The organism is Ameyamaea chiangmaiensis (genome assembly GCF_013376175.1).
In the GTDB taxonomy this organism is placed as follows: domain Bacteria; phylum Pseudomonadota; class Alphaproteobacteria; order Acetobacterales; family Acetobacteraceae; genus Ameyamaea; species Ameyamaea chiangmaiensis.
Map to the genome: position 1 here is coordinate 1 of NZ_JABXXR010000058.1, position 16,900 is coordinate 16,900.

The 16,900-nt window shown below is 65.9% G+C and carries 20 protein-coding genes, 1 pseudogene and 2 riboswitches; of the genes and pseudogenes, 3 read left to right on the forward strand and 18 right to left on the reverse strand.

The window, feature by feature from the left end; genetic code table 11:
- Nucleotides 1–108: pseudogene (locus HUK82_RS17700) on the reverse strand (DNA-binding response regulator); the annotation flags it as partial.
- Nucleotides 109–116: 8 nt separating this feature from the next.
- On the opposite strand from HUK82_RS17700, the gene HUK82_RS08895 reads away from it, so the two are divergent.
- Nucleotides 117–281 (forward strand): hypothetical protein, encoded by a 165-nt coding sequence (locus HUK82_RS08895; protein ID WP_176613634.1) that lies wholly within the window; start codon nt 117–119, stop codon nt 279–281.
- Nucleotides 282–291: 10 nt separating this feature from the next.
- The gene (locus HUK82_RS08900; RefSeq protein WP_176613635.1) at nt 292–540 is read left to right on the forward strand and encodes a hypothetical protein; all 249 of its coding nucleotides are present in this window, start codon (nt 292–294) and stop codon (nt 538–540) included.
- 22 nt (nt 541–562) lie between these two features.
- Here the strand turns inward: HUK82_RS08900 and HUK82_RS08905 are convergent, their stop codons facing one another.
- The 7 genes from HUK82_RS08905 to gcvT all read right to left on the reverse strand — a co-directional run bounded on the left by HUK82_RS08905 (nt 563) and on the right by gcvT (nt 6,366).
- Complete coding sequence (locus tag HUK82_RS08905) at nt 563–772, reverse strand: heavy-metal-associated domain-containing protein (protein ID WP_176613636.1); 210 nt, start codon at nt 770–772, stop codon at nt 563–565.
- 30 nt (nt 773–802) lie between these two features.
- Complete coding sequence (locus HUK82_RS08910) at nt 803–1,129, reverse strand: metal-sensitive transcriptional regulator (RefSeq protein WP_176613637.1); 327 nt, start codon at nt 1,127–1,129, stop codon at nt 803–805.
- A gap of 26 nt (nt 1,130–1,155) precedes the next feature.
- Nucleotides 1,156–1,302, reverse strand: a complete 147-nt coding sequence (locus HUK82_RS08915; RefSeq protein WP_176613638.1) for a hypothetical protein — start codon at nt 1,300–1,302, stop codon at nt 1,156–1,158.
- On the reverse strand, nt 1,302–1,697 hold the full coding sequence (locus tag HUK82_RS08920) for a helix-turn-helix domain-containing protein (protein WP_264802182.1): 396 nt from the start codon (nt 1,695–1,697) through the stop codon (nt 1,302–1,304). Before HUK82_RS08920 ends, HUK82_RS08915 begins: the two co-directional genes overlap by 1 nt.
- A 198-nt stretch (nt 1,698–1,895) precedes the next feature.
- Complete coding sequence (gene gcvP / locus HUK82_RS08925) at nt 1,896–4,757, reverse strand: aminomethyl-transferring glycine dehydrogenase (RefSeq protein WP_176613640.1); 2,862 nt, start codon at nt 4,755–4,757, stop codon at nt 1,896–1,898.
- Between the two features lie 56 nt (nt 4,758–4,813).
- Entirely contained in the window at nt 4,814–5,182 is a 369-nt protein-coding gene (gene gcvH / locus HUK82_RS08930; protein ID WP_176613641.1) for a glycine cleavage system protein GcvH, read from the reverse strand.
- Between the two features lie 50 nt (nt 5,183–5,232).
- Nucleotides 5,233–6,366, reverse strand: coding sequence for a glycine cleavage system aminomethyltransferase GcvT (gene gcvT, locus HUK82_RS08935; protein ID WP_176613642.1), 1,134 nt, complete (start codon nt 6,364–6,366; stop codon nt 5,233–5,235).
- 77 nt (nt 6,367–6,443) lie between these two features.
- Nucleotides 6,444–6,524, reverse strand: a riboswitch (glycine riboswitch).
- Nucleotides 6,525–6,614, reverse strand: a riboswitch (glycine riboswitch).
- A 120-nt stretch (nt 6,615–6,734) separates the two neighbouring features.
- Here gcvT and HUK82_RS08940 point away from each other — a divergent pair.
- Nucleotides 6,735–7,046, forward strand: a complete 312-nt coding sequence (locus HUK82_RS08940) for a putative quinol monooxygenase (protein WP_176613643.1) — start codon at nt 6,735–6,737, stop codon at nt 7,044–7,046.
- 42 nt (nt 7,047–7,088) lie between these two features.
- On the opposite strand, the gene speE is transcribed toward HUK82_RS08940, so the two are convergent.
- The 10 genes from speE to HUK82_RS08990 form a co-directional block, all read right to left on the reverse strand.
- Complete coding sequence (gene speE / locus HUK82_RS08945) at nt 7,089–7,949, reverse strand: polyamine aminopropyltransferase (protein ID WP_176613644.1); 861 nt, start codon at nt 7,947–7,949, stop codon at nt 7,089–7,091.
- A 111-nt stretch (nt 7,950–8,060) separates the two neighbouring features.
- Nucleotides 8,061–8,522, reverse strand: a complete 462-nt coding sequence (gene speD / locus HUK82_RS08950) for an adenosylmethionine decarboxylase (protein ID WP_176613645.1) — start codon at nt 8,520–8,522, stop codon at nt 8,061–8,063.
- Between the two features lie 119 nt (nt 8,523–8,641).
- Nucleotides 8,642–11,425 (reverse strand): hypothetical protein, encoded by a 2,784-nt coding sequence (locus HUK82_RS08955; protein WP_176613646.1) that lies wholly within the window; start codon nt 11,423–11,425, stop codon nt 8,642–8,644.
- Nucleotides 11,425–12,096 carry a MotE family protein gene (locus HUK82_RS08960; protein ID WP_176613647.1) on the reverse strand — a complete coding sequence of 224 codons (672 nt, stop codon included), beginning with the start codon at nt 12,094–12,096 and terminating at the stop codon, nt 11,425–11,427. Before HUK82_RS08960 ends, HUK82_RS08955 begins: the two co-directional genes overlap by 1 nt.
- A gap of 4 nt (nt 12,097–12,100) precedes the next feature.
- Entirely contained in the window at nt 12,101–12,559 is a 459-nt protein-coding gene (locus HUK82_RS08965; RefSeq protein ID WP_176613648.1) for a DUF6468 domain-containing protein, read from the reverse strand.
- A gap of 13 nt (nt 12,560–12,572) precedes the next feature.
- The gene (fliM, locus tag HUK82_RS08970; RefSeq protein WP_176613649.1) at nt 12,573–13,643 is read right to left on the reverse strand and encodes a flagellar motor switch protein FliM; all 1,071 of its coding nucleotides are present in this window, start codon (nt 13,641–13,643) and stop codon (nt 12,573–12,575) included.
- Complete coding sequence (locus HUK82_RS08975; protein WP_176613650.1) at nt 13,640–14,116, reverse strand: flagellar basal body-associated FliL family protein; 477 nt, start codon at nt 14,114–14,116, stop codon at nt 13,640–13,642. The genes fliM and HUK82_RS08975 overlap by 4 nt, the downstream gene beginning before the upstream one ends.
- Before the next feature lie 136 nt (nt 14,117–14,252).
- The gene (locus tag HUK82_RS08980) at nt 14,253–15,395 is read right to left on the reverse strand and encodes an OmpA family protein (RefSeq protein WP_176613651.1); all 1,143 of its coding nucleotides are present in this window, start codon (nt 15,393–15,395) and stop codon (nt 14,253–14,255) included.
- Nucleotides 15,396–15,654: 259 nt separating this feature from the next.
- Complete coding sequence (locus HUK82_RS08985) at nt 15,655–15,999, reverse strand: DUF1491 family protein (RefSeq protein WP_176613652.1); 345 nt, start codon at nt 15,997–15,999, stop codon at nt 15,655–15,657.
- 11 nt (nt 16,000–16,010) lie between these two features.
- Nucleotides 16,011–16,900 (reverse strand): S41 family peptidase (locus tag HUK82_RS08990; RefSeq protein WP_256126956.1); only part of this gene is annotated, 890 nt, incomplete at its 5' end.

Sequence of the window (16,900 nt, forward strand, 5' to 3'; positions counted from 1 at the left end):
CAGACTGCCCAATCGGATCGGACGTTGCGTCGTTGTCGGATTCACCGGCACCGCCCGCCGCAAATGGGCCTTGAGCCGAAGCAGCAACTCTCGCGGCTCGAACGGCTTGGCGGGCGGTGCTGACCGCCGCCGCATCGGACGGCGTGCCGGCAGACCAGGAGACACGACGCGCGGCCGCCAGTCTGTCGGCCCTCGTGCGGTGGCATGACCTCGACATGGGCACGACCCACGTGCTGTGGCCTCAACCCGATGAGCTTGCGGGCCATCGCCTGCACGCCTGAACTATCTCGGATGGACGGGGCGACCCGTTTCCTGATGACGGAAGGAACGCTCATGGTGTCCGTCTTCCCGTTCTGCCACCCGGCCCGGACGCCCTCGTCGACCGGGCCGCGCCACACGGCGCCGCCCGCGTCCGAGGCTCCCCCGACGTTACGCGCGGGGCGCCTGACCCTGCCGCGGCATAGCGACGTTCTCGACGCACTGGCCTGTCAGGAGACAGGGCTGGTGTGGTTCCACGACCGGCCCGGCCCGACGCCCTAGCCTGCCCCCGCGATCGTCACGATCAGGCGGGAACGTCGAAGCCCGCGTCCTCGATGGCGGCGCGCAGGGACGACGGCGACACGCGGCCCGGATCATAGTCGACGCTGGCACGCGCGGCCGCGCGGTCGACCGTGGCCGACACGACACCGTCGAGGGCCGACAGAGCCTTCTGAAGGCCGCTCGAACACCCGTCACAGGTCATGCCCTCAACGGTGAAAAATGCTGTCTGCATGGCTATGGTTCCTTTGCGAACACGGTTGGCCTATCGGATCATCCTGCGGATCACCTCCATCACCTCGGCGATGGCCGCATCCCCGTCCGCCTCCGACGCGCCGATCGCGCGGCGCAGGCACCCGTCAGCATGATTGGCCAGAAGCTGGACGGCAAGGCCGTCAAGGGCCGACTTCACCGCCGACACCTGCGTCAGGATATCGAGGCAGTAGCGGTCATTGTCCAGCATGGCGGCAAGGCCCGCGACCTGTCCCTCGATCCGGCGCACGCGATTGAGCAGCGCGCGCTTGTCCGGCTGCACGACGGTGCGCGAGAGGGATTCTCCCGCCGGGGGCGGGCCGTCGGGCGCGCCGGTCACGGGATCAACGCCACAGGACCGACGGTTCAGAGTTCTTCCTCATCGCGCTCGATATTCTCCTCGATGGTCGCGGCGCTGTTACGTCCGGTGACCAGATCGCGGATCGCCCCGAAGGCCGCGAAAACCGCGAGCACCACCAGCAGAACGCCGAACACGGCAAAGAGAAACACCATCAGTCGATAGTCTCGGTCCGGTCGCGCCGCCGTAGCAGGCGCGCGATCGTGCGCTGGACCGACAGCCGTTCCACCACGTTGAGTTCGCGGTACAGTCGCAGCACGTCGACTTCGTCTATCGTCAGTTCGACCTGGACGTTCTCCACCGCCATGCCGTTCAGGAAAGCCTCCACCGGCACCCCGAGCAGTTCGGCGAGTCGCGGGAGATGCTGCCGGACACTTCCCTCGCGATCGGTCTCCCAGTGCGCGACCGCGCTGCGCGACAGCCCCATCGCGCGCGAGACGTCTTCCTGCGTCAGGCCCGCCAGCTTGCGCAGTGCGCGTATGCGCTCGCCCAGCGTCTCGTGGCTGCCAAGCGCCGCGTCAACTTTATGCTGCAGCCCGTCCTCAACCACGTGAGCCGCCTCCCCTGTTGTTCTCGCACCCAGCCTACCCTGAACGGGCATCGTCCAGCCAGAGATGCGTGGCCGACCCATCACATTGCCCCGACGACCGCGTCGGACGCAAATGACGCCTCACCACCGCTCCCTGTCAGACGGGACTGCCGCCGTGCGCCGGGCGGTCCGGGACGGACACCCCGGCCCGCCGTGCGATCAGGCGTAGGTCGACATATCCGGGCAGGAACAGACGAGGTTCCGGTCGCCGAACGCATTGTCCAGACGATTGACCGCCGGAAAATACTTGTCGCCGTGACCCACGCCGCGCGGAAAACAGCCTTGTTCGCGCGTATAGGCGCGGTCCCAGCCGGTTTCCGCCAGATCCCGCGTAGTGTGAGGGGCGTGGCGCAACGGCGACTGCTCGACGCTGAGGTGTCCCTCCTCGATCGCGGTGATTTCCGCGCGAATCGCCAGCATCGCGTCACAGAACCGGTCGAGTTCGACCATGTTCTCCGACTCCGTGGGCTCGATCATGAAGGTCCCCGCGACCGGGAAGCTGACGGTCGGCGCATGGAACCCGAAATCGATCAGGCGCTTGGCGATGTCGTCCACCGTGACACCCGCGCTGGCTTTCAGCGGACGCAGATCGACGATGCATTCATGCGCCACGCGTCCCTTGCTGCCGCGATACAGCACCTCATACGCACCCTCGAGCCGGGCCGCGATATAGTTGGAGTTCAGGATCGCCACTTCGGTTGCCCGCTTCAGGCCCGCGTCGCCCATCATCAGCATATAGGCCAGCGAGATCGGCAGGATCGACGCCGAACCAAATGGCGCGGCAGACACGGCGTCCCGACCGTTGGCCTCGGGGCGTCCGGGCAGATACGGCGCCAGATGGGCGCGCACGCCGATCGGCCCCATGCCGGGACCGCCGCCACCATGGGGAATGCAGAACGTCTTGTGCAGGTTGAAATGGCTGACATCCGCGCCATACGCGCCAGGGCGCGACAGCCCAACCTGGGCGTTCATGTTCGCGCCATCGAGATAGACCTGACCGCCCGCCGCATGCACCAGGGCACAGATCTCGACCACGGCTTCCTCGAACACGCCATGGGTCGAGGGGTAGGTGATCATGATCGCCGCCAGACGCTCGGCGTGCTCTTCGATTCGGCGTTTCAGATCGGCGATATCGACGTTGCCCTGCGCGTCGCACGCGACCACGACCACGCGCATGCCCACCATCTGGGCCGAAGCCGGGTTCGTACCATGCGCGGAGGCCGGAATCAGGCAGACGTCGCGCGCACCCTCGCCACGCGCGGCGTGATAACCGCGGATGGCCAGAAGCCCGGCATACTCGCCCTGCGCGCCGGAGTTGGGCTGCAGCGACACGGCGTCATACCCGCTGACCTGGCACAGGCGGCGCGACAGATCGTCGAACAGACGGGCATAACCGCGTGTCTGCTCGGCTGGCGCAAACGGGTGCATGTCCGAGAAGCCCGGCCACGTGATCGGGATCATCTCCGCCGTGGCATTCAGCTTCATGGTGCACGACCCAAGGGGGATCATGGTGCGGTCCAGCGCCAGATCCTTGTCCGCCAGACGCCGCATATAGCGCAGCAGGTCCGTCTCCGAGCCATGCGCGCTGAAGATCGGATGGGCCAGAAGTGGTGCCTGGCGACGCAGTTCGGCGGGCAGGCGATCGGCCGCGTCCAGACGCTCCGTCAACAGGCGCAGACGCTCGTGGTCCGGCGTGAAGCACGCCCACAGGGCCTCGATCGTCTCAGGCGTCGTCGTCTCGTCGCAACTGATGCCGATCCGGCCATTCCCGGCGTCGCGCAGATTGATGCCCGCATCGCGCGCGCGCGCCAGCACCAGAGGCGCGGACTCGCCGGCCTCGACCGTCACCGTGTCGAACAGCGCCGTCGTTTCAACCTTTACCGCCAGCCAGTTCAGTCCGGCGGTCAGCACCGAAGCCAGACGGTGCACACGCGCGGCGATCGCACGCAGCCCGTCCGGCCCATGATACAGGGCGTACATCGAGGCCATCACAGCCAGCAGCACCTGCGCGGTGCAGATGTTCGACGTCGCCTTTTCGCGGCGGATATGCTGCTCGCGCGTCTGCAGCGCGAGGCGATAGGCGGCCTGCCCGCGGCTGTCGACCGACACACCGACCAGACGACCGGGCATGTGGCGCTTGAAACCATCGCGCACCGCCATGTAGGCCGCATGCGGGCCGCCGAAACCCATCGGCACGCCGAAACGCTGCATCGACCCCACGGCGATGTCCGCCCCGAGTTCCCCCGGCGACGCCAACAGGGCAAGCGCCAGCGGATCGGCCGCGACCGCCGCCACCGCACCGGCGGCGTGCAGGGCCGCAATCGGCTGACGCAGGTCGCGCACCTGACCCGAACTGCCGGGATACTGGAACAGCGCGCCGAACACGGTCCCGGGCTCCAGCGCCTCGACCGGCCCGATCACCAGTTCCCAGCCCAGCGGCTCGGCACGCGTGCGCAGAACGCTGATCGTCTGCGGATGGCAGTCCTCGTCGACGAAGAACCGGGTAGCCTTGGACTTCGCCACGCGCTGCGCCAGCGCCATCGCTTCCGCCCCGGCCGTTGCCTCATCCAGAAGCGAGGCATTGGCGATGTCCAGCCCGGTCAGATCGGCGACCAGCGTCTGGAAGTTCAGCAGCGCCTCCAGCCGGCCCTGGCTGATCTCAGGCTGGTACGGCGTATACGCCGTGTACCACGCCGGATTTTCCAGGATGTTGCGCAGGATCACCGGCGGCAGGACCGTGCCGTAATACCCCTGACCGATCATCGACGTCATGACGCGGTTTTCGTCCGCCATGGCCTTCAGATAGGCCAGCGCCTGCGTCTCGGTCATGGCGTCGCCCAGACCCATCGGGCCCTCATCGCGGATCGCGGACGGCACGGTCTGCGCCATCAGCGCGTCGAGCGATTCGGCCCCGACCGTGCGCAGCATCGCCTCGATCTCGGCGGGACGGGGACCGATATGGCGCGTGCTGAAAGCGTCGGCGTCGGGGGTGCACCCGGACCACAGGGAAGAACGGCTCACGCGGGGGTTACTCCGGCACGAAGGAAGTCAGGAACAGGCGAACGGGGGCGGGTGGATCAGCCCAGAAGGGCCTTGTAGGCAGCTTCGTCCAGCAACGCGTCGAGCTGGGCGGCATCGCTCAGACGCAGTGTGAAGATCCAGCCTTCACCCTCCGGATCCTCGCCGACCAGCGTCGGCTCGTCGCTCAGGCGGCCGTTGAAGCCCGTCACTGTGCCGGAGACCGGTGCATAGATGTCCGAGGCCGCCTTGACGGACTCGACCACCCCAGCGGCGTCGCCCTGTGCAACCTCCGTGCCTTCGTCCTTCGCCTCGACGAACACCAGTTCGCCGAGTTCGTCGGCCGCGTGGCGCGTGATGCCGACGGTCGCGACATCGCCGTCAAGACGAAGCCACTCGTGATCCTTGGTGAAATAGATCGTGCTCATTGATGGTCTACCCTGTTCAGGAAAAAGACGTTTTGGAAAACTGATCGAACTCAGCGCTTGAAGCCGGGTGTCACGAACGGCATCGCGGCGACCTGCATTGGCACGAAACGGCCCCGCAACTCGGCAAACACGGACGTTCCCGGCTGGGCCAGAGCCGTGTCGACATAACCCATGGCCACCGGTGCCCCGACCGTCGGGCCGAAAGCGCCCGACGTCACAACGCCGATCTGGCGCGCACCCTGCGCATCGGCGAACAGTGCGGCGCCCCCTCGCACGGGCGCCCGCCCTTCGGCCCGCAGGCCGACGCGGCGGCGCGGCGCCCCATTGGCAAGCTGCCCCAGCACCACGTCGGCCCCCGGATACCCCCCCTCACGGGCGCCCCCGGCTTTTCGGCTTTTCTGCATCGACCACTCAAGCGCGGCCTCGACCGGCGTGGTCGTGGTGTCGATGTCCGAACCATAAAGACACAGCCCGGCCTCGAGCCGCAAACTGTCACGCGCACCAAGGCCGATCGGCCGGACATCGGGCAATGCCAGGATGGCGCGAGCAACGTGGTCGGCTCGCTCCGCAGGCATACCGATCTCGAACCCGTCTTCGCCGGTGTAACCCGAACGCGACACGATGCAGGGAACACCCGCAACCTCGGTCGCGATCACGTCCATGAACCGCATCGCGGACACGGCAGGCGCCAGCGTCGCCAGAGCCACCTCGGACGCCGGGCCCTGCAGGGCCAGCAACGCCCGGTCATCAAGGCGCTCGACCGTGCAGGTATCGGCCAGTGACGACTCGATATGCGCGGCGTCGGCATCCTTGCAGGCAGCGTTGACCACGACCAGCAACCAGTCGCCCATGTTGGCGACCATCAGGTCGTCACGAATGCCGCCCGCATCATTCATCAGCAGGGCATAGCGCTGTCGACCGGCGCCCAGCGCGGCGATATCCGCCGGAACAAGGGTTTCAAGTGCCAGCGCCGCGTCGCGCGTCACGCCGCTTTTCGCCCGTATGGCGAGTTGACCCATGTGCGACACGTCGAACAGACCAGCCTTGGTGCGAGCATGAAGATGCTCGGCCATCACGCCCTCCGGATACTGGACCGGCATGTCATACCCGGCGAACGGGACCATCTTGGCCCCCAGTTCGAGATGCAGCGCGTGCAGCGGCGTGCGGGCCAGCGTATCCGTCATCGACGGCAACCGGAAAGGGCGAAGGGGAAAGCGGGGGCGTGCATCAAGACAGGACCTCACGAAATACCGTGGAAATACCTGCCCCTTCTGTCGATTTGCCTGAGATCGTTATCCCGTCGGCGGGCACATGCCAAGGCATATGCCTCTTTCCAGAAGTTCTCTGCCGACCGGTCCTTTGGCCTGAGAGTTTCCGGGGCGGTTGCTCCTTCGGCGCCGGCACATGGCCGGTCTCTCCCGTATCGACGCCCTTTCTTAGACAGGGTGCCGTAACGAAGTCAATTACTGTTCAAGGTGCGACGCGCCCCTTGGAGCGGACACGACGGCGTCCCATAGTCAGGACCACCCCTTGAACAGGACGGACAAACAGCATGAGCCTCCATCCCTTCGTCGTGATCGCGGAATTTGACGTGCCGCCCGACCAGTATGGCCCGTTTCTCGACCTGTGCCGGTTTGACGCCGAACACTCGGTCGCCGACGAGGACGGCTGCCACGCCTTCGACGTCCTGACGCCGGAGGACGAGGCAAACGTCGTCGTCCTGCACGAGGTCTATGCCGACCGCGCAGCTTTCGAGACGCACCTCAAGACCCCGCACTTCGACAGGTTCGCGACCGGCGTCAAAACCTTGGGTGTCGTGGAAAAGAGCGTGCGTTTTCTGGCACGCCGCACCTCGGGCGCCTGAACCGCTCAGCCCCGGGCGCGATGGTCGCGCCCGGGAGACCCGTCACGGAAGGTGACGCGCGATATAGGGTGGCAGATTGAACGAGCCGACGTGGATTTCCGGCGTCCAGTAGCCTGTCGTGCCCAGGATGCCGGCGGCCTCGGCCCGCGCACGGATGGTCTCGACCGAGTGCGTCTCGCGCGACGTACCCTTGGCCGCGACGCCGAGGGTCATGAAACCACCCACATAGGTCGGCACGGCAGCGACATATGCCGAAACATGCGGGAAGAATTTGGCGCGACGCAGGCTGGTGTCATGCAGTTCGTCGGCCTGCATGAACGGCACACCACACTGGTTGACGATCAGCCCGTTGGGCGTAAGGATCCGGGCGCAATTTTCGTAGAACGCATCGGTAAACAGGATTTCGCCCACACCGATCGGATCCGTGCTGTCGACGATGATCGCATCGAAGGACGCGTCCGGCGCGGTGCGCACATACTCGATACCGTCGCCCACAATCACGTCCGCACGCGGATCGGTCCAGGAATCGCCGGCGATGCCGGGCAGATGCTGCTTGGACAGTTCGATCACAGCGCCGTCGATCTCGACCATGACCGCCCGTTCGACGGTACGGTGTTGCAGCACGCGGCGCAGCACACCGCCGTCGCCCGCGCCGATGATCAGCACGTTCTTCGCCGCGCCATGCGCCATCAACGGGACGTGCGCCAGCATCTCCTGATAGACGAACTCGTCGCCTTCGGTGATCTGGATAACGCCGTCGAGCACCAGAACCTTGCCGTGCGTCTCGCTCTCGAAGACCACGATATCCTGAAATTCGCTCTTCACGCGCGCAAGTTCGCGCTTGACGCGGAAACGCTGTCCCCAGGCTTCGTAGAGGGATTCATTGATCCAGGCGTCGGACATCCCGGTCACTCCAGATTTTGGTGCTGATCAAAACAAAACGGGCCGGATCGAGACCCGGCCCTTCTTCGCACGGACAATACCGCCACCCGGGAGCGACGGCATGTCGCCGTGTCAGACGACGCGGCCGCGCCGCTGCTCGTCCACTTCGATGCGGCCGGCCTGGAACAGACGCTGCATCACCGGGATCGACAGGTGTGGGTCGCAGCACCCGCACATGAAGATGTCGACTGCCGCATAATTGCGTTCCGGCCAGGTGTGGATCGAAATATGACTTTCCGCCAGCACCACCACGCCCGACACGCCGCCATTAGGCGTGAAGTGGTGGAAATGGCTGTGCAGGATCGTTGCACCTGCCGTTACGGCAGCTTCGCACAGCGTGCTGTCGATCTTCGCCGGATCATCCAGATTTGTGGCATCCCACAGATCCACAAGCAGATGAGTCCCGGCAAATCTCATGCCGTCACGCTCGATGAAGTAATCCTTCCGCTCCTCGTCAGAGACGGCAGGTGTTGACGAATTCTGGATATCTCTCGGGAGTTCCGATACCATCCCCAGTCGAGCAAGTGCGTTCATCACGTACCCCCAAACCAGTAGACAGCCTGTTGGGCAAAAGCGCCCCCTTGGGCCAAGACGGCGCTTGATAAGGCCACACCCTTGTTCGCGCAAGCGCTTTCTGTCCCACACGCATTTTTTTAATCAAACGGTCTTTTATCGGCGGGTAACGCCGCCACGCGGGTACCCGCCGGCAGCGACGGCATGGCGGCGCTGAGCAGACGGAACACGGCACTCTGGCGCGGGTTTGTGATGCGTGCGTCATAGCGCCGCGCCAGTTCGTCCAGTCGGGCATGATCCCCCGCCCGCGACGCATCGGCCGCAAGCCGGACGACCAAGGCCTGCTGCGCGTCGTCCAACGAACCGTCAGCGGGCACGCGCGCAGCCACGAGCGCCGCGAGGGTCCGGACCGCCTCGGCCCAGTTCTGGCGGCGCTCAAGCGTGTCGGCACGCAGTCCCAGCGCCTCGTCCGTCGACACGCCGTTCAGAAGGGCAATCGCGTCGTCATCACGGCCCTGTGCGATCGCCGCCCGCGCCGCCAGGACACTGACAGCGCTTTCAAGATCAGGGCGTCCCATGGCCGAAGGGTCGTCGCGCAAGGCCTGGGTGATCGTCACCGCCTGGTCCGGACGGCCCAGTTCCAGCATCGCCCTCGCGAAACGAACACCGACGTCTGGACGCAAGGATGATGCCGCCGGATCCGCCCACAGCACCGCGAGGTCATCCGCAGCCCGGCTCCACAGATCGAGCCGGGCGAACCGGTCGGCCAACGCGACGCGCAGCCTTGCCTGTGCAAGGGGGTCCGCCACCTGCGAGACATGATGCTCGATCAGGGTCGCAACGGTGATGGCAGACGGCGTCTCCGGGCCGGGCTTGTCGGGCAACGCCGCAAGGCCGTTGAGGATCGTCACGAGGCGATCGGACCACGCGCCCGACCGTGGGCGCTCATCCGCGTCGAGCCCGTCCAGAGTCGACAGCGCATCCTGCCAACGCCCGGCGGCCATCCAGGCATCCGCGCCCGCGGCACGCACCTCCGGCTCGATCCCGGCGAGGCGCGCATCGGGCACCAATGCGTCCATCGCGCGGCCCGCGCCCGTCGCGTCCAGTCGTCCCAGGTGCCTCCGCAGCGCGATCGATTCGAAGCGGGCCTTTGCGGCTGCAACCAGATCAGCGCCTTTCGCGAGACGATCGAACGTCGCCAGGGCCGTTCCCTCGTGGCCGGTACGGGACGCCAGAAGGGCCTCTCCGAAATCGCGGGGCGCGAGCGCGGGGTCCGCAAGGCGCGCGCCCGCGCGATCGGGCGGTGCCGATCGTCCCAGTATCTCCGCGATGTCGGGCGCAAGCGCGGCACGTAAGGGCGCGGGGTAGGCCTGGAACGCCGGAAAGCCACCGTCGATCAGCAGGGCAGCATCCGTCTGACGCTCGCGCTGCCGCCCCATGGCCAGACCGCGCCACAAAAGCGCTTCCGGCGTGTTCCCGAGGTCCGGATCGTCCAACGTACGCATGGCGTCCTCTTGCTCGTCCACCCGGTGTGCGAGCACCACGGTTGCAGCCTTGAGGAACCGAACCGACGCGTCCGCGCCGGCATCGGGCTGATCGCGTATCAGCGTATCGGTGATGTCCCGTGCCGTTGGCGCGTCATTCAGTGCCACAGACAGACGGGCAGCCCGCAGCCGCGGTGTACTGCGATCGGCAGGGGCCGCTATAGCAGCTTCCTGCCATGCGCGACGACGCATCTCCTGCACCGACAGCGCCGGCAGGGCCGCAAGATGCAGAAGGGGCGACACGTCGCCGGCCGTGCCAGCGGGAGCGGAGCCTGCTTGCGCGCCGTGTGCCAACATCAATGGCGCGCCCAGCGCATCGAGAAAAAATCCAGTCTTGGCCATGCGCAGTTCGAGACGATCGGACAGAGCCTCGATCACCAGTCCGGCGCGCGAAGGCCGCACAGAGTAGCCGACACGACCGAGACCCGCGCCCACATACCCGGCCGAGCCACTGACAAGACCCACCAGCAACGCCCGCCCGGTCACCGGGTCGGCGATCCGCAACGTACGCACCGGGTCCGGTGCGGAAAACAGCATCCCACCGTTTTCGGCCGTCATCTCGAAGGGTGCGGACGGCCCATCGCCGCTATCTGCGTCAAGAATCCAGCCGCCCGGGCACGGTCGTACTCCCGGGACGTCGCGACCGACCGCAGGGAACGACAAGCGCGTCAGCCCATCTCGAACGGAAACATCGAGACCAGAAAACGGGCTTCCAGGAGATATGGCACTCGCGTCCATCGCATGTTCGCCGTCGGCCAGCAGCAGGTACTGGTCTCCGGACCGGAAGAACGCGATTCCGGTCTTGTCACCAAGCGGAAGAAAGATCCGACGCGAGGCCGATTGTGCGGACGGCACGTCCGGGACCCCGTCGCGCGCGGAAAGACGATCGTCCGGTATGGCCAACGCGGGGGCCGCCACGTTCGGGCTCAGCGTCGGGGGGGTATCGACGCGGGCGCTCCAGCCGGTCGGCAGCGCACCGGCCGACAGCAGGCGCGCGGCACTGTCCGCCGGAGCTGGCACGGCAGTATCACCGATCGGACCCGGACGGATCACGACACGGCCCGCCCCCTGCGTGACCGTGAGGCCCGCATGTCCCGGAAACGCGATCGCGACTCCACCATGGAAAAATCCGATCAGACGCGCGTCCTGCGACAGCGGCAGACGAAACGGCAGCATATCGCCCGACGTGCTCAGCGTGACCGTCTGCCCCTGTTGTTGAACGGTCACGGGCGCGTCAATCGCTAAGGCGAGACCGCCCCCCGGCACCGGGGTCGCCTCCACATGCCGCAGGGAACCGGCACGCGCCTGCACGGCAAAACACGCGACAAGCCCGACGGCCGTCGTCAGATGCCGTCCGCCTCGGAATCGACGGCACATCATCAGCGCACGAACACCGGCGTCAGACGCACGCCAGTGTCGTGCATCCCGGCGAGCAGCTGGGTGGCGAGGTTCACGCGCTCGGGCGTCATGCCGCCCATGATGGCGGACGCTTTGCGTGGGTTCATGCGGTCAAGAACCCGCACCATCACATGCATATCAAGCACGTCAAAGATCGTGGCGGCATCACGGGGACTCATGTTTTCATAGATGCGCACCAGCCGGTCGAGGTCGGCCGTACTCATGTCCTGCCGTGCCTGATCGCGCGCGCGATAGTCGCCGACGATCTTTTCGTAGACGGCCATTTTCTGCGCGAGGGCGGTCTCGGACGCGTCTACGACCCTTTGCTTTTCAAGGAGCGTGCTTTCCAGGACATCGAGTTGCTTCTGCCGCGCGGACAGCGACTGCAGCAGGGCGAGTTGTTCCGGGTCAGCGGGCGGCGTCGGAGTGGTCGCCGGCTCCCCTGGCACGGCGGACGGGGCAGCCGGGGTTGGCGCCGCCGTCGTGACGGACGCTCCGCTCGCATAGGCGGGCGAGGCGAGAACACGTTGAACAACCGGACTTTCGGTACCCCCGAGGAAATAGTCCGTCAAAACGCACAACTTGATCGCGAGCAGGACCGACATCGTGACGGCGACCATCGAAAACAGGCGCGACAGGGACAGAAGTTTCATCGGATCACTTCATCTTCAGGGCGCGAAGAAGATCGCGTTCGGCCAGACTGCGCGGCTTTCCCGACGACGGAGGCGGCTGCCATTCATACGCCGCAGGAGATGCCTGCTCCTTGCCATTCTCTACGGCATCGGCGAGGTATTTCCCCGCTCGCAGCGCACGGTCCAGGCGATCGGAGACGGCTTCGCCTTTTTCCGTCATCGTTGCGAGCTCGGACCGCAAAAGCCGGGCCTGATCGATCAGTTTGCCCAGTTGACGCCCGACGCTGTCACCACTGCGATGCAGTTGTTCGATCCCCTCCTCCGCCTGACGGCTGCTGTCCTGAAGACTGGCGATCAGGTCGGCAAGCGCGGCCCGGTCGCGACGCAGCGTCGCAAGCGAACGGCCCAGATACATGCTGTAGGTGATCGAGACCGTCAGCAGCACCGACAGGAAAATCTCCAGACCGACCTGAAATTCGTCCATCTTTCCATTACCCTCAGGAATAGGCTCTCAACATCGGCACCTCGGTATCGTCGTCCGTGTTCCGGATCATGTCGTCCTCGACGCGAACCGCAACGCGGTCCTTGCGGCGTCCCACCCGGCCTGTAAACAGCCGCTTGCTGCCACATCGGAGATGAACGACGGCGTCGACGCCCTGTCGCAGGGCGATCTTCTGGCCGGGTTTGAGCTGCATCAGATCCACCAGTGGCAAGGTCTGTTCGTCCAGAACGACTTCCAGCTCGACCTGTGTATTCCATAATTCGCGGGCCAGATGAGTCTCCCAGATCGAGTCCTGACCGAACTTTTCGCCCATGAACTGCTGCAACAGCAGATCGCGGACAGGTTCCAGCGTCGCATAGGGCAGCAGCAGATCGATATCGCCGCCGCGACCGTCCATATCGACGTGCATCCGGGTCAGCACCGCCGCGTTCGACCCGCGGGAAATCGCGGCAAAACGGGCGTTAACCTCGAGACGTTCAAAACGAAAATTGACCGCGCAGATCGGACCAAAACTTGCGGAGAAATCCGCAAGCGCCAGCTTTACCAGACGCTCCACAAGCCCACGTTCGATCATCGTGAAAGGCCGCGCATGACTGTGGGACGCCGCGGTCGAACCCCGCTGACCGCCCATCAGGACATCCACAATCGTATAGACCAAAGCCGGATCGACCACCATCAGGCCGTAGTTTTCCCACTCCTCGGCCTTGAAGACCGCGAAGACCGCCGTCGGTTCGACCGAATTCACATACTCGGAAAATCGAAGGGACCGCATGCCGTCGGTCGTCATTTCCACGTTGTCGTTGGTAAAGTTTCTCAACGACGTCGTGAGCATGCGAAGCCACCGGTCGAAGACGATCTCCAGCATCGGTAGACGTTCGTGAGAGACGAAGCCCGCGCCGATGATTTTTTCCATACCGGAGTGCTGGTAATCCGCCAGGGGGAAATCATGGGTGCCCAGCAGGCTGTCGATCTCGTCCTGATTGAGGATACGGTCCATCGGCTCGGACTGCAGCGCATCGATCGCCGCTGCGTCGTCCTTGCGTTCCGTGGGTGTCTCGCCACTCACTGGACCAGCAACTGCACGAAATAGAGGTTGCGCAGGGGCACTGGCGCCATCAGCACGTTCAGCCGACCGAACAACGCCTCCTTCAGGCGATAAAGACCCGCCCCCTGCAATTCGTCGGCGCGGGCGGCGTGCAGATAGGTCTGGAAGGCGTCCTGGATGCGCGGCATGGCATCGTTGACCGCCTGCGCGTCGTCGGGGCTGTTGACCTCGATCGTCGCGTTGAGTTTGACGAATTCAACGCGTTGACCGCCGGTGTCGAGATTGGAGATGATCGTGGGGATCGACACCAGTACCGGCGGCCCCATCCTGGTGGTCGTCGAATGATGGCCACCGCCCGCCGGTTTCCACCGCTTCCAGGCATAGGTGCCACCGCCCGCAACAACGCCGAGCAGCACCACAGCGACCAGCATCAGTACGCGGCGGCGATTTTTCTTCGGGGCGGCTGGGCTGCCCGGCTCCTCACTGTCGGCCATCGGTCACTCTACACACAGATCTCGTTCGATCTGTGGAGAGTGACGCCGAATGGTTAATGTTGTGTGAGCGAAGCGCGGGAAAAAACATCGCAGTAACATTGGCCCGGGCCCGTCAGGGTGCCCCGGGCCTGCGCGATCATTTCAGAATGATCTCGACGCGACGGTTCTGCGGCTCGCGCGTGTTGGCGGCCGTCACCACCAACGGATGCGCCTCGCCGAAGCCCTGCACCGCAATGGAGGGGCCGGGGACGCCATCACGCACCAGTTCCGCCCGAACCGTGTCTGCGCGCCGGACCGACAGCGCCATGTTATACTTCTCGCCCCGCATGCCTGGGTGGGCCGCCGAGTTGTCGGTATAGCCGTTGACCTCGATCCGGGTCACCTCGGTGTGGGTCGTGGCCTGCGCCGCCTGCGCCACGATCGCGCGTGCACGGTCGCTCAGAGCCGCCGAATCCCAGTCGAAGAACACAAGATAGGTTCGCGCGACGACCGGCGCCGGAACGGCAGCCATCACCGGGGCGGGCGGCGGCGGGGGTGCTGGATTGAATTCGTATCGCAGACCCAGCATCAGGGAGTGATTGAAATCGGTGTTCGTGTCGCGATTGCCGGTCGCCACCACGTCGCTCTTGCTGGCGCCATACGTGGTCGCCGTGTGGGACTGCGGGCCGAGCATCGTCCAGAACCGGTATTCGGCCGTCGCGGACAGCCCGACGACCCAGGGAACCGGAAAGGCAAGACCGAAGATGCCCTGATAGGCGAAATTGCCGAACGTGCCGCCGATAGACTGCATCTGGCCGCCCATCGGTGTGACATGGGCGTTCATGCCCTGCCAGGCATAGCCGACGCCGGCCCCGAAATAGGGAAACAGCCAGCTTTTGCCGATATCCATGTCGAACAGCGCATTGGCCATGACGCCATAGGTCTGCTGGCGGCCGCCGACCGAACTGCGGAAGTCGTTGGTGCCGAACTTACGCAGGCCATTATTGCGATAATCGCCCTCGACCTCGACACGGAAGCCGTTGCCCAGACCGTAGCCAAGGCTGCCGATGCCCGTCACGCCGGTGTCGTAGTGATCACGGCCACCACCGGGGACCATCGCCCCCGACCGCACGCGCTGCGCCTGGTTGAAACTCGCGCCACCTTCGCCCGCGATGTAGAGCCCCTGCACCGGCTGGGCATGGACCACTGCCGGGCACACGGCCGCACCGGTCAGTATCGAAGCGGAGTATAGCGCGCGCCTGAGGGCCCGACGGCTCACCTGTGCCAAGCGCATCTTCATCCAACTCTCTCCCTTCCCCGGCCACCGATCAGCCGGGGCGCGACACACTGCGACGGGACCATAGAAATGTGGCCGCCCATCTTATTCGCTCAAACACGTCCCGGACGCAATCCGCCCGATGCCGGCACCCCGCGACGCCCCCGGCTGCCGTCCATGGCGGCCGGTAGCGGGCGACACGCCAAACGCGGCACCGGGGGCCACGTTGCGTGCGCCGCCGCCAAGATCCCGCGCCGTGACATATCGGCCACAGATCGCCCCGTCACGACGGCAGCACGTTTGCCTCGAACGGGGGATGCAGGGTCGGCACCTCGAATTCGAGCACCCACAGGTCGGGGTCACGCGACAGCTGCCGGGCGACATAAGCATCCACGGTGGCCTGATCCACCGGGTCCGGGCCCGTCGCCCGCAGCCATGCCGGGTCGCCATCGGCCGTGCGCGTCTGGGACAGCACCGACAACGCGTCGCGCCCGGCCATCAGGACCACGAGCACGCCGCCGGCATCCTCGTCACCGCGTCGCAGCACCATCGCCGACCACCCCTGCCCCACGGCCTGCCGCAGGACGGCACGGGCCCAGAGCCCCGTTTTCAGTCGCACCTCGGTCATCTGCGTACCTCTTATTCCGCCGTGCCGCTGAGGACCGAGGGGTCGGGAATGACTCCCTGCAGGGTCTTGTACTCCGCCGGGTTGTCCAGAATCGTCCGCGCCACGTCCAGGTCGCCGTCCGTGCCGACGGCCGCCGGACACGCCTTGCGGATATCGAGGATACGCGACACGGGCAGCGGAAAGCGCGCCGCCCGCGCCGCCGCCACCGCGTCGCGGTTGACGGGTTGACCGTCGGCCAGAGACTGCAACTGGTCGGTCACGGCGGCTTCGCCCCGGCTGGTGCACACCTGCGGCATGACCCCCAGCCCCTGCAGAGGCCAGCCCAGAGGCGCCAGAACGCGGCTCCAGGTGACGAACAGTTCGCCCCCGTCCGGCATCTGGGCAAAGGTCTGGACCAGTCCCTTGCCCAGCGTGGCACTGCCGACCACCACCGCGCGCCGGTGGTCCGACAGCGCGGCGGCCAGGATCTCGGCCGCGCTGGCCGTGCGGCCGTCGACCAGAATGACGATCGGCACGCCACGCGTCATGTCGCCGCCCTGCACCGCCCAGACCCGGTTGGCCGTGGGATAGCGTCCGCGCGTGATGGCGGTCACGCCGTTGTCCATCACCAATGCGGCGGTCGTCACCGCCTGTTGCAGCACACCGCCCCGATTGCCGCGGAGATCGAAAATCAGGCCGGTCAGCTTCTGGTCCTGCGTCGCCTGATCCAGATACTGGCTCATCTCCTGCGCCGTATCGGCGGAAAACGACGTGATGCGCAGGATCACGACCGAGCCGCTGGAGAACGCATACACCGTCTCGGGGGGCACTGACGCACGCCGCAGGACAACGGTCGACCGCGCGCCCGGACCGCCCGTCCGCGTGCGGGCGGCCACGGTCACCTGCACGCGCGAATCCGGTG

Coding starts and splice junctions, on each gene's coding strand:
- HUK82_RS08900 (WP_176613635.1), top strand. CDS start 292: ATGGACGGGGCGACCCGTTTCCTGATGACGGAAGGAACGCTCATGGTG.
- HUK82_RS08905 (WP_176613636.1), bottom strand. CDS start 772: ATGCAGACAGCATTTTTCACCGTTGAGGGCATGACCTGTGACGGGTGT.
- HUK82_RS08915 (WP_176613638.1), bottom strand. CDS start 1,302: ATGGTGTTTCTCTTTGCCGTGTTCGGCGTTCTGCTGGTGGTGCTCGCG.
- gcvH (WP_176613641.1), bottom strand. CDS start 5,182: ATGAGCACGATCTATTTCACCAAGGATCACGAGTGGCTTCGTCTTGAC.
- gcvT (WP_176613642.1), bottom strand. CDS start 6,366: ATGACGGATACGCTGGCCCGCACGCCGCTGCACGCGCTGCATCTCGAA.
- HUK82_RS08940 (WP_176613643.1), top strand. CDS start 6,735: ATGAGCCTCCATCCCTTCGTCGTGATCGCGGAATTTGACGTGCCGCCC.
- speE (WP_176613644.1), bottom strand. CDS start 7,949: ATGTCCGACGCCTGGATCAATGAATCCCTCTACGAAGCCTGGGGACAG.
- speD (WP_176613645.1), bottom strand. CDS start 8,522: ATGAACGCACTTGCTCGACTGGGGATGGTATCGGAACTCCCGAGAGAT.
- HUK82_RS08955 (WP_176613646.1), bottom strand. CDS start 11,425: ATGATGTGCCGTCGATTCCGAGGCGGACGGCATCTGACGACGGCCGTC.
- HUK82_RS08960 (WP_176613647.1), bottom strand. CDS start 12,096: ATGAAACTTCTGTCCCTGTCGCGCCTGTTTTCGATGGTCGCCGTCACG.
- HUK82_RS08965 (WP_176613648.1), bottom strand. CDS start 12,559: ATGGACGAATTTCAGGTCGGTCTGGAGATTTTCCTGTCGGTGCTGCTG.
- HUK82_RS08975 (WP_176613650.1), bottom strand. CDS start 14,116: ATGGCCGACAGTGAGGAGCCGGGCAGCCCAGCCGCCCCGAAGAAAAAT.
- HUK82_RS08980 (WP_176613651.1), bottom strand. CDS start 15,395: ATGAAGATGCGCTTGGCACAGGTGAGCCGTCGGGCCCTCAGGCGCGCG.
- HUK82_RS08985 (WP_176613652.1), bottom strand. CDS start 15,999: ATGACCGAGGTGCGACTGAAAACGGGGCTCTGGGCCCGTGCCGTCCTG.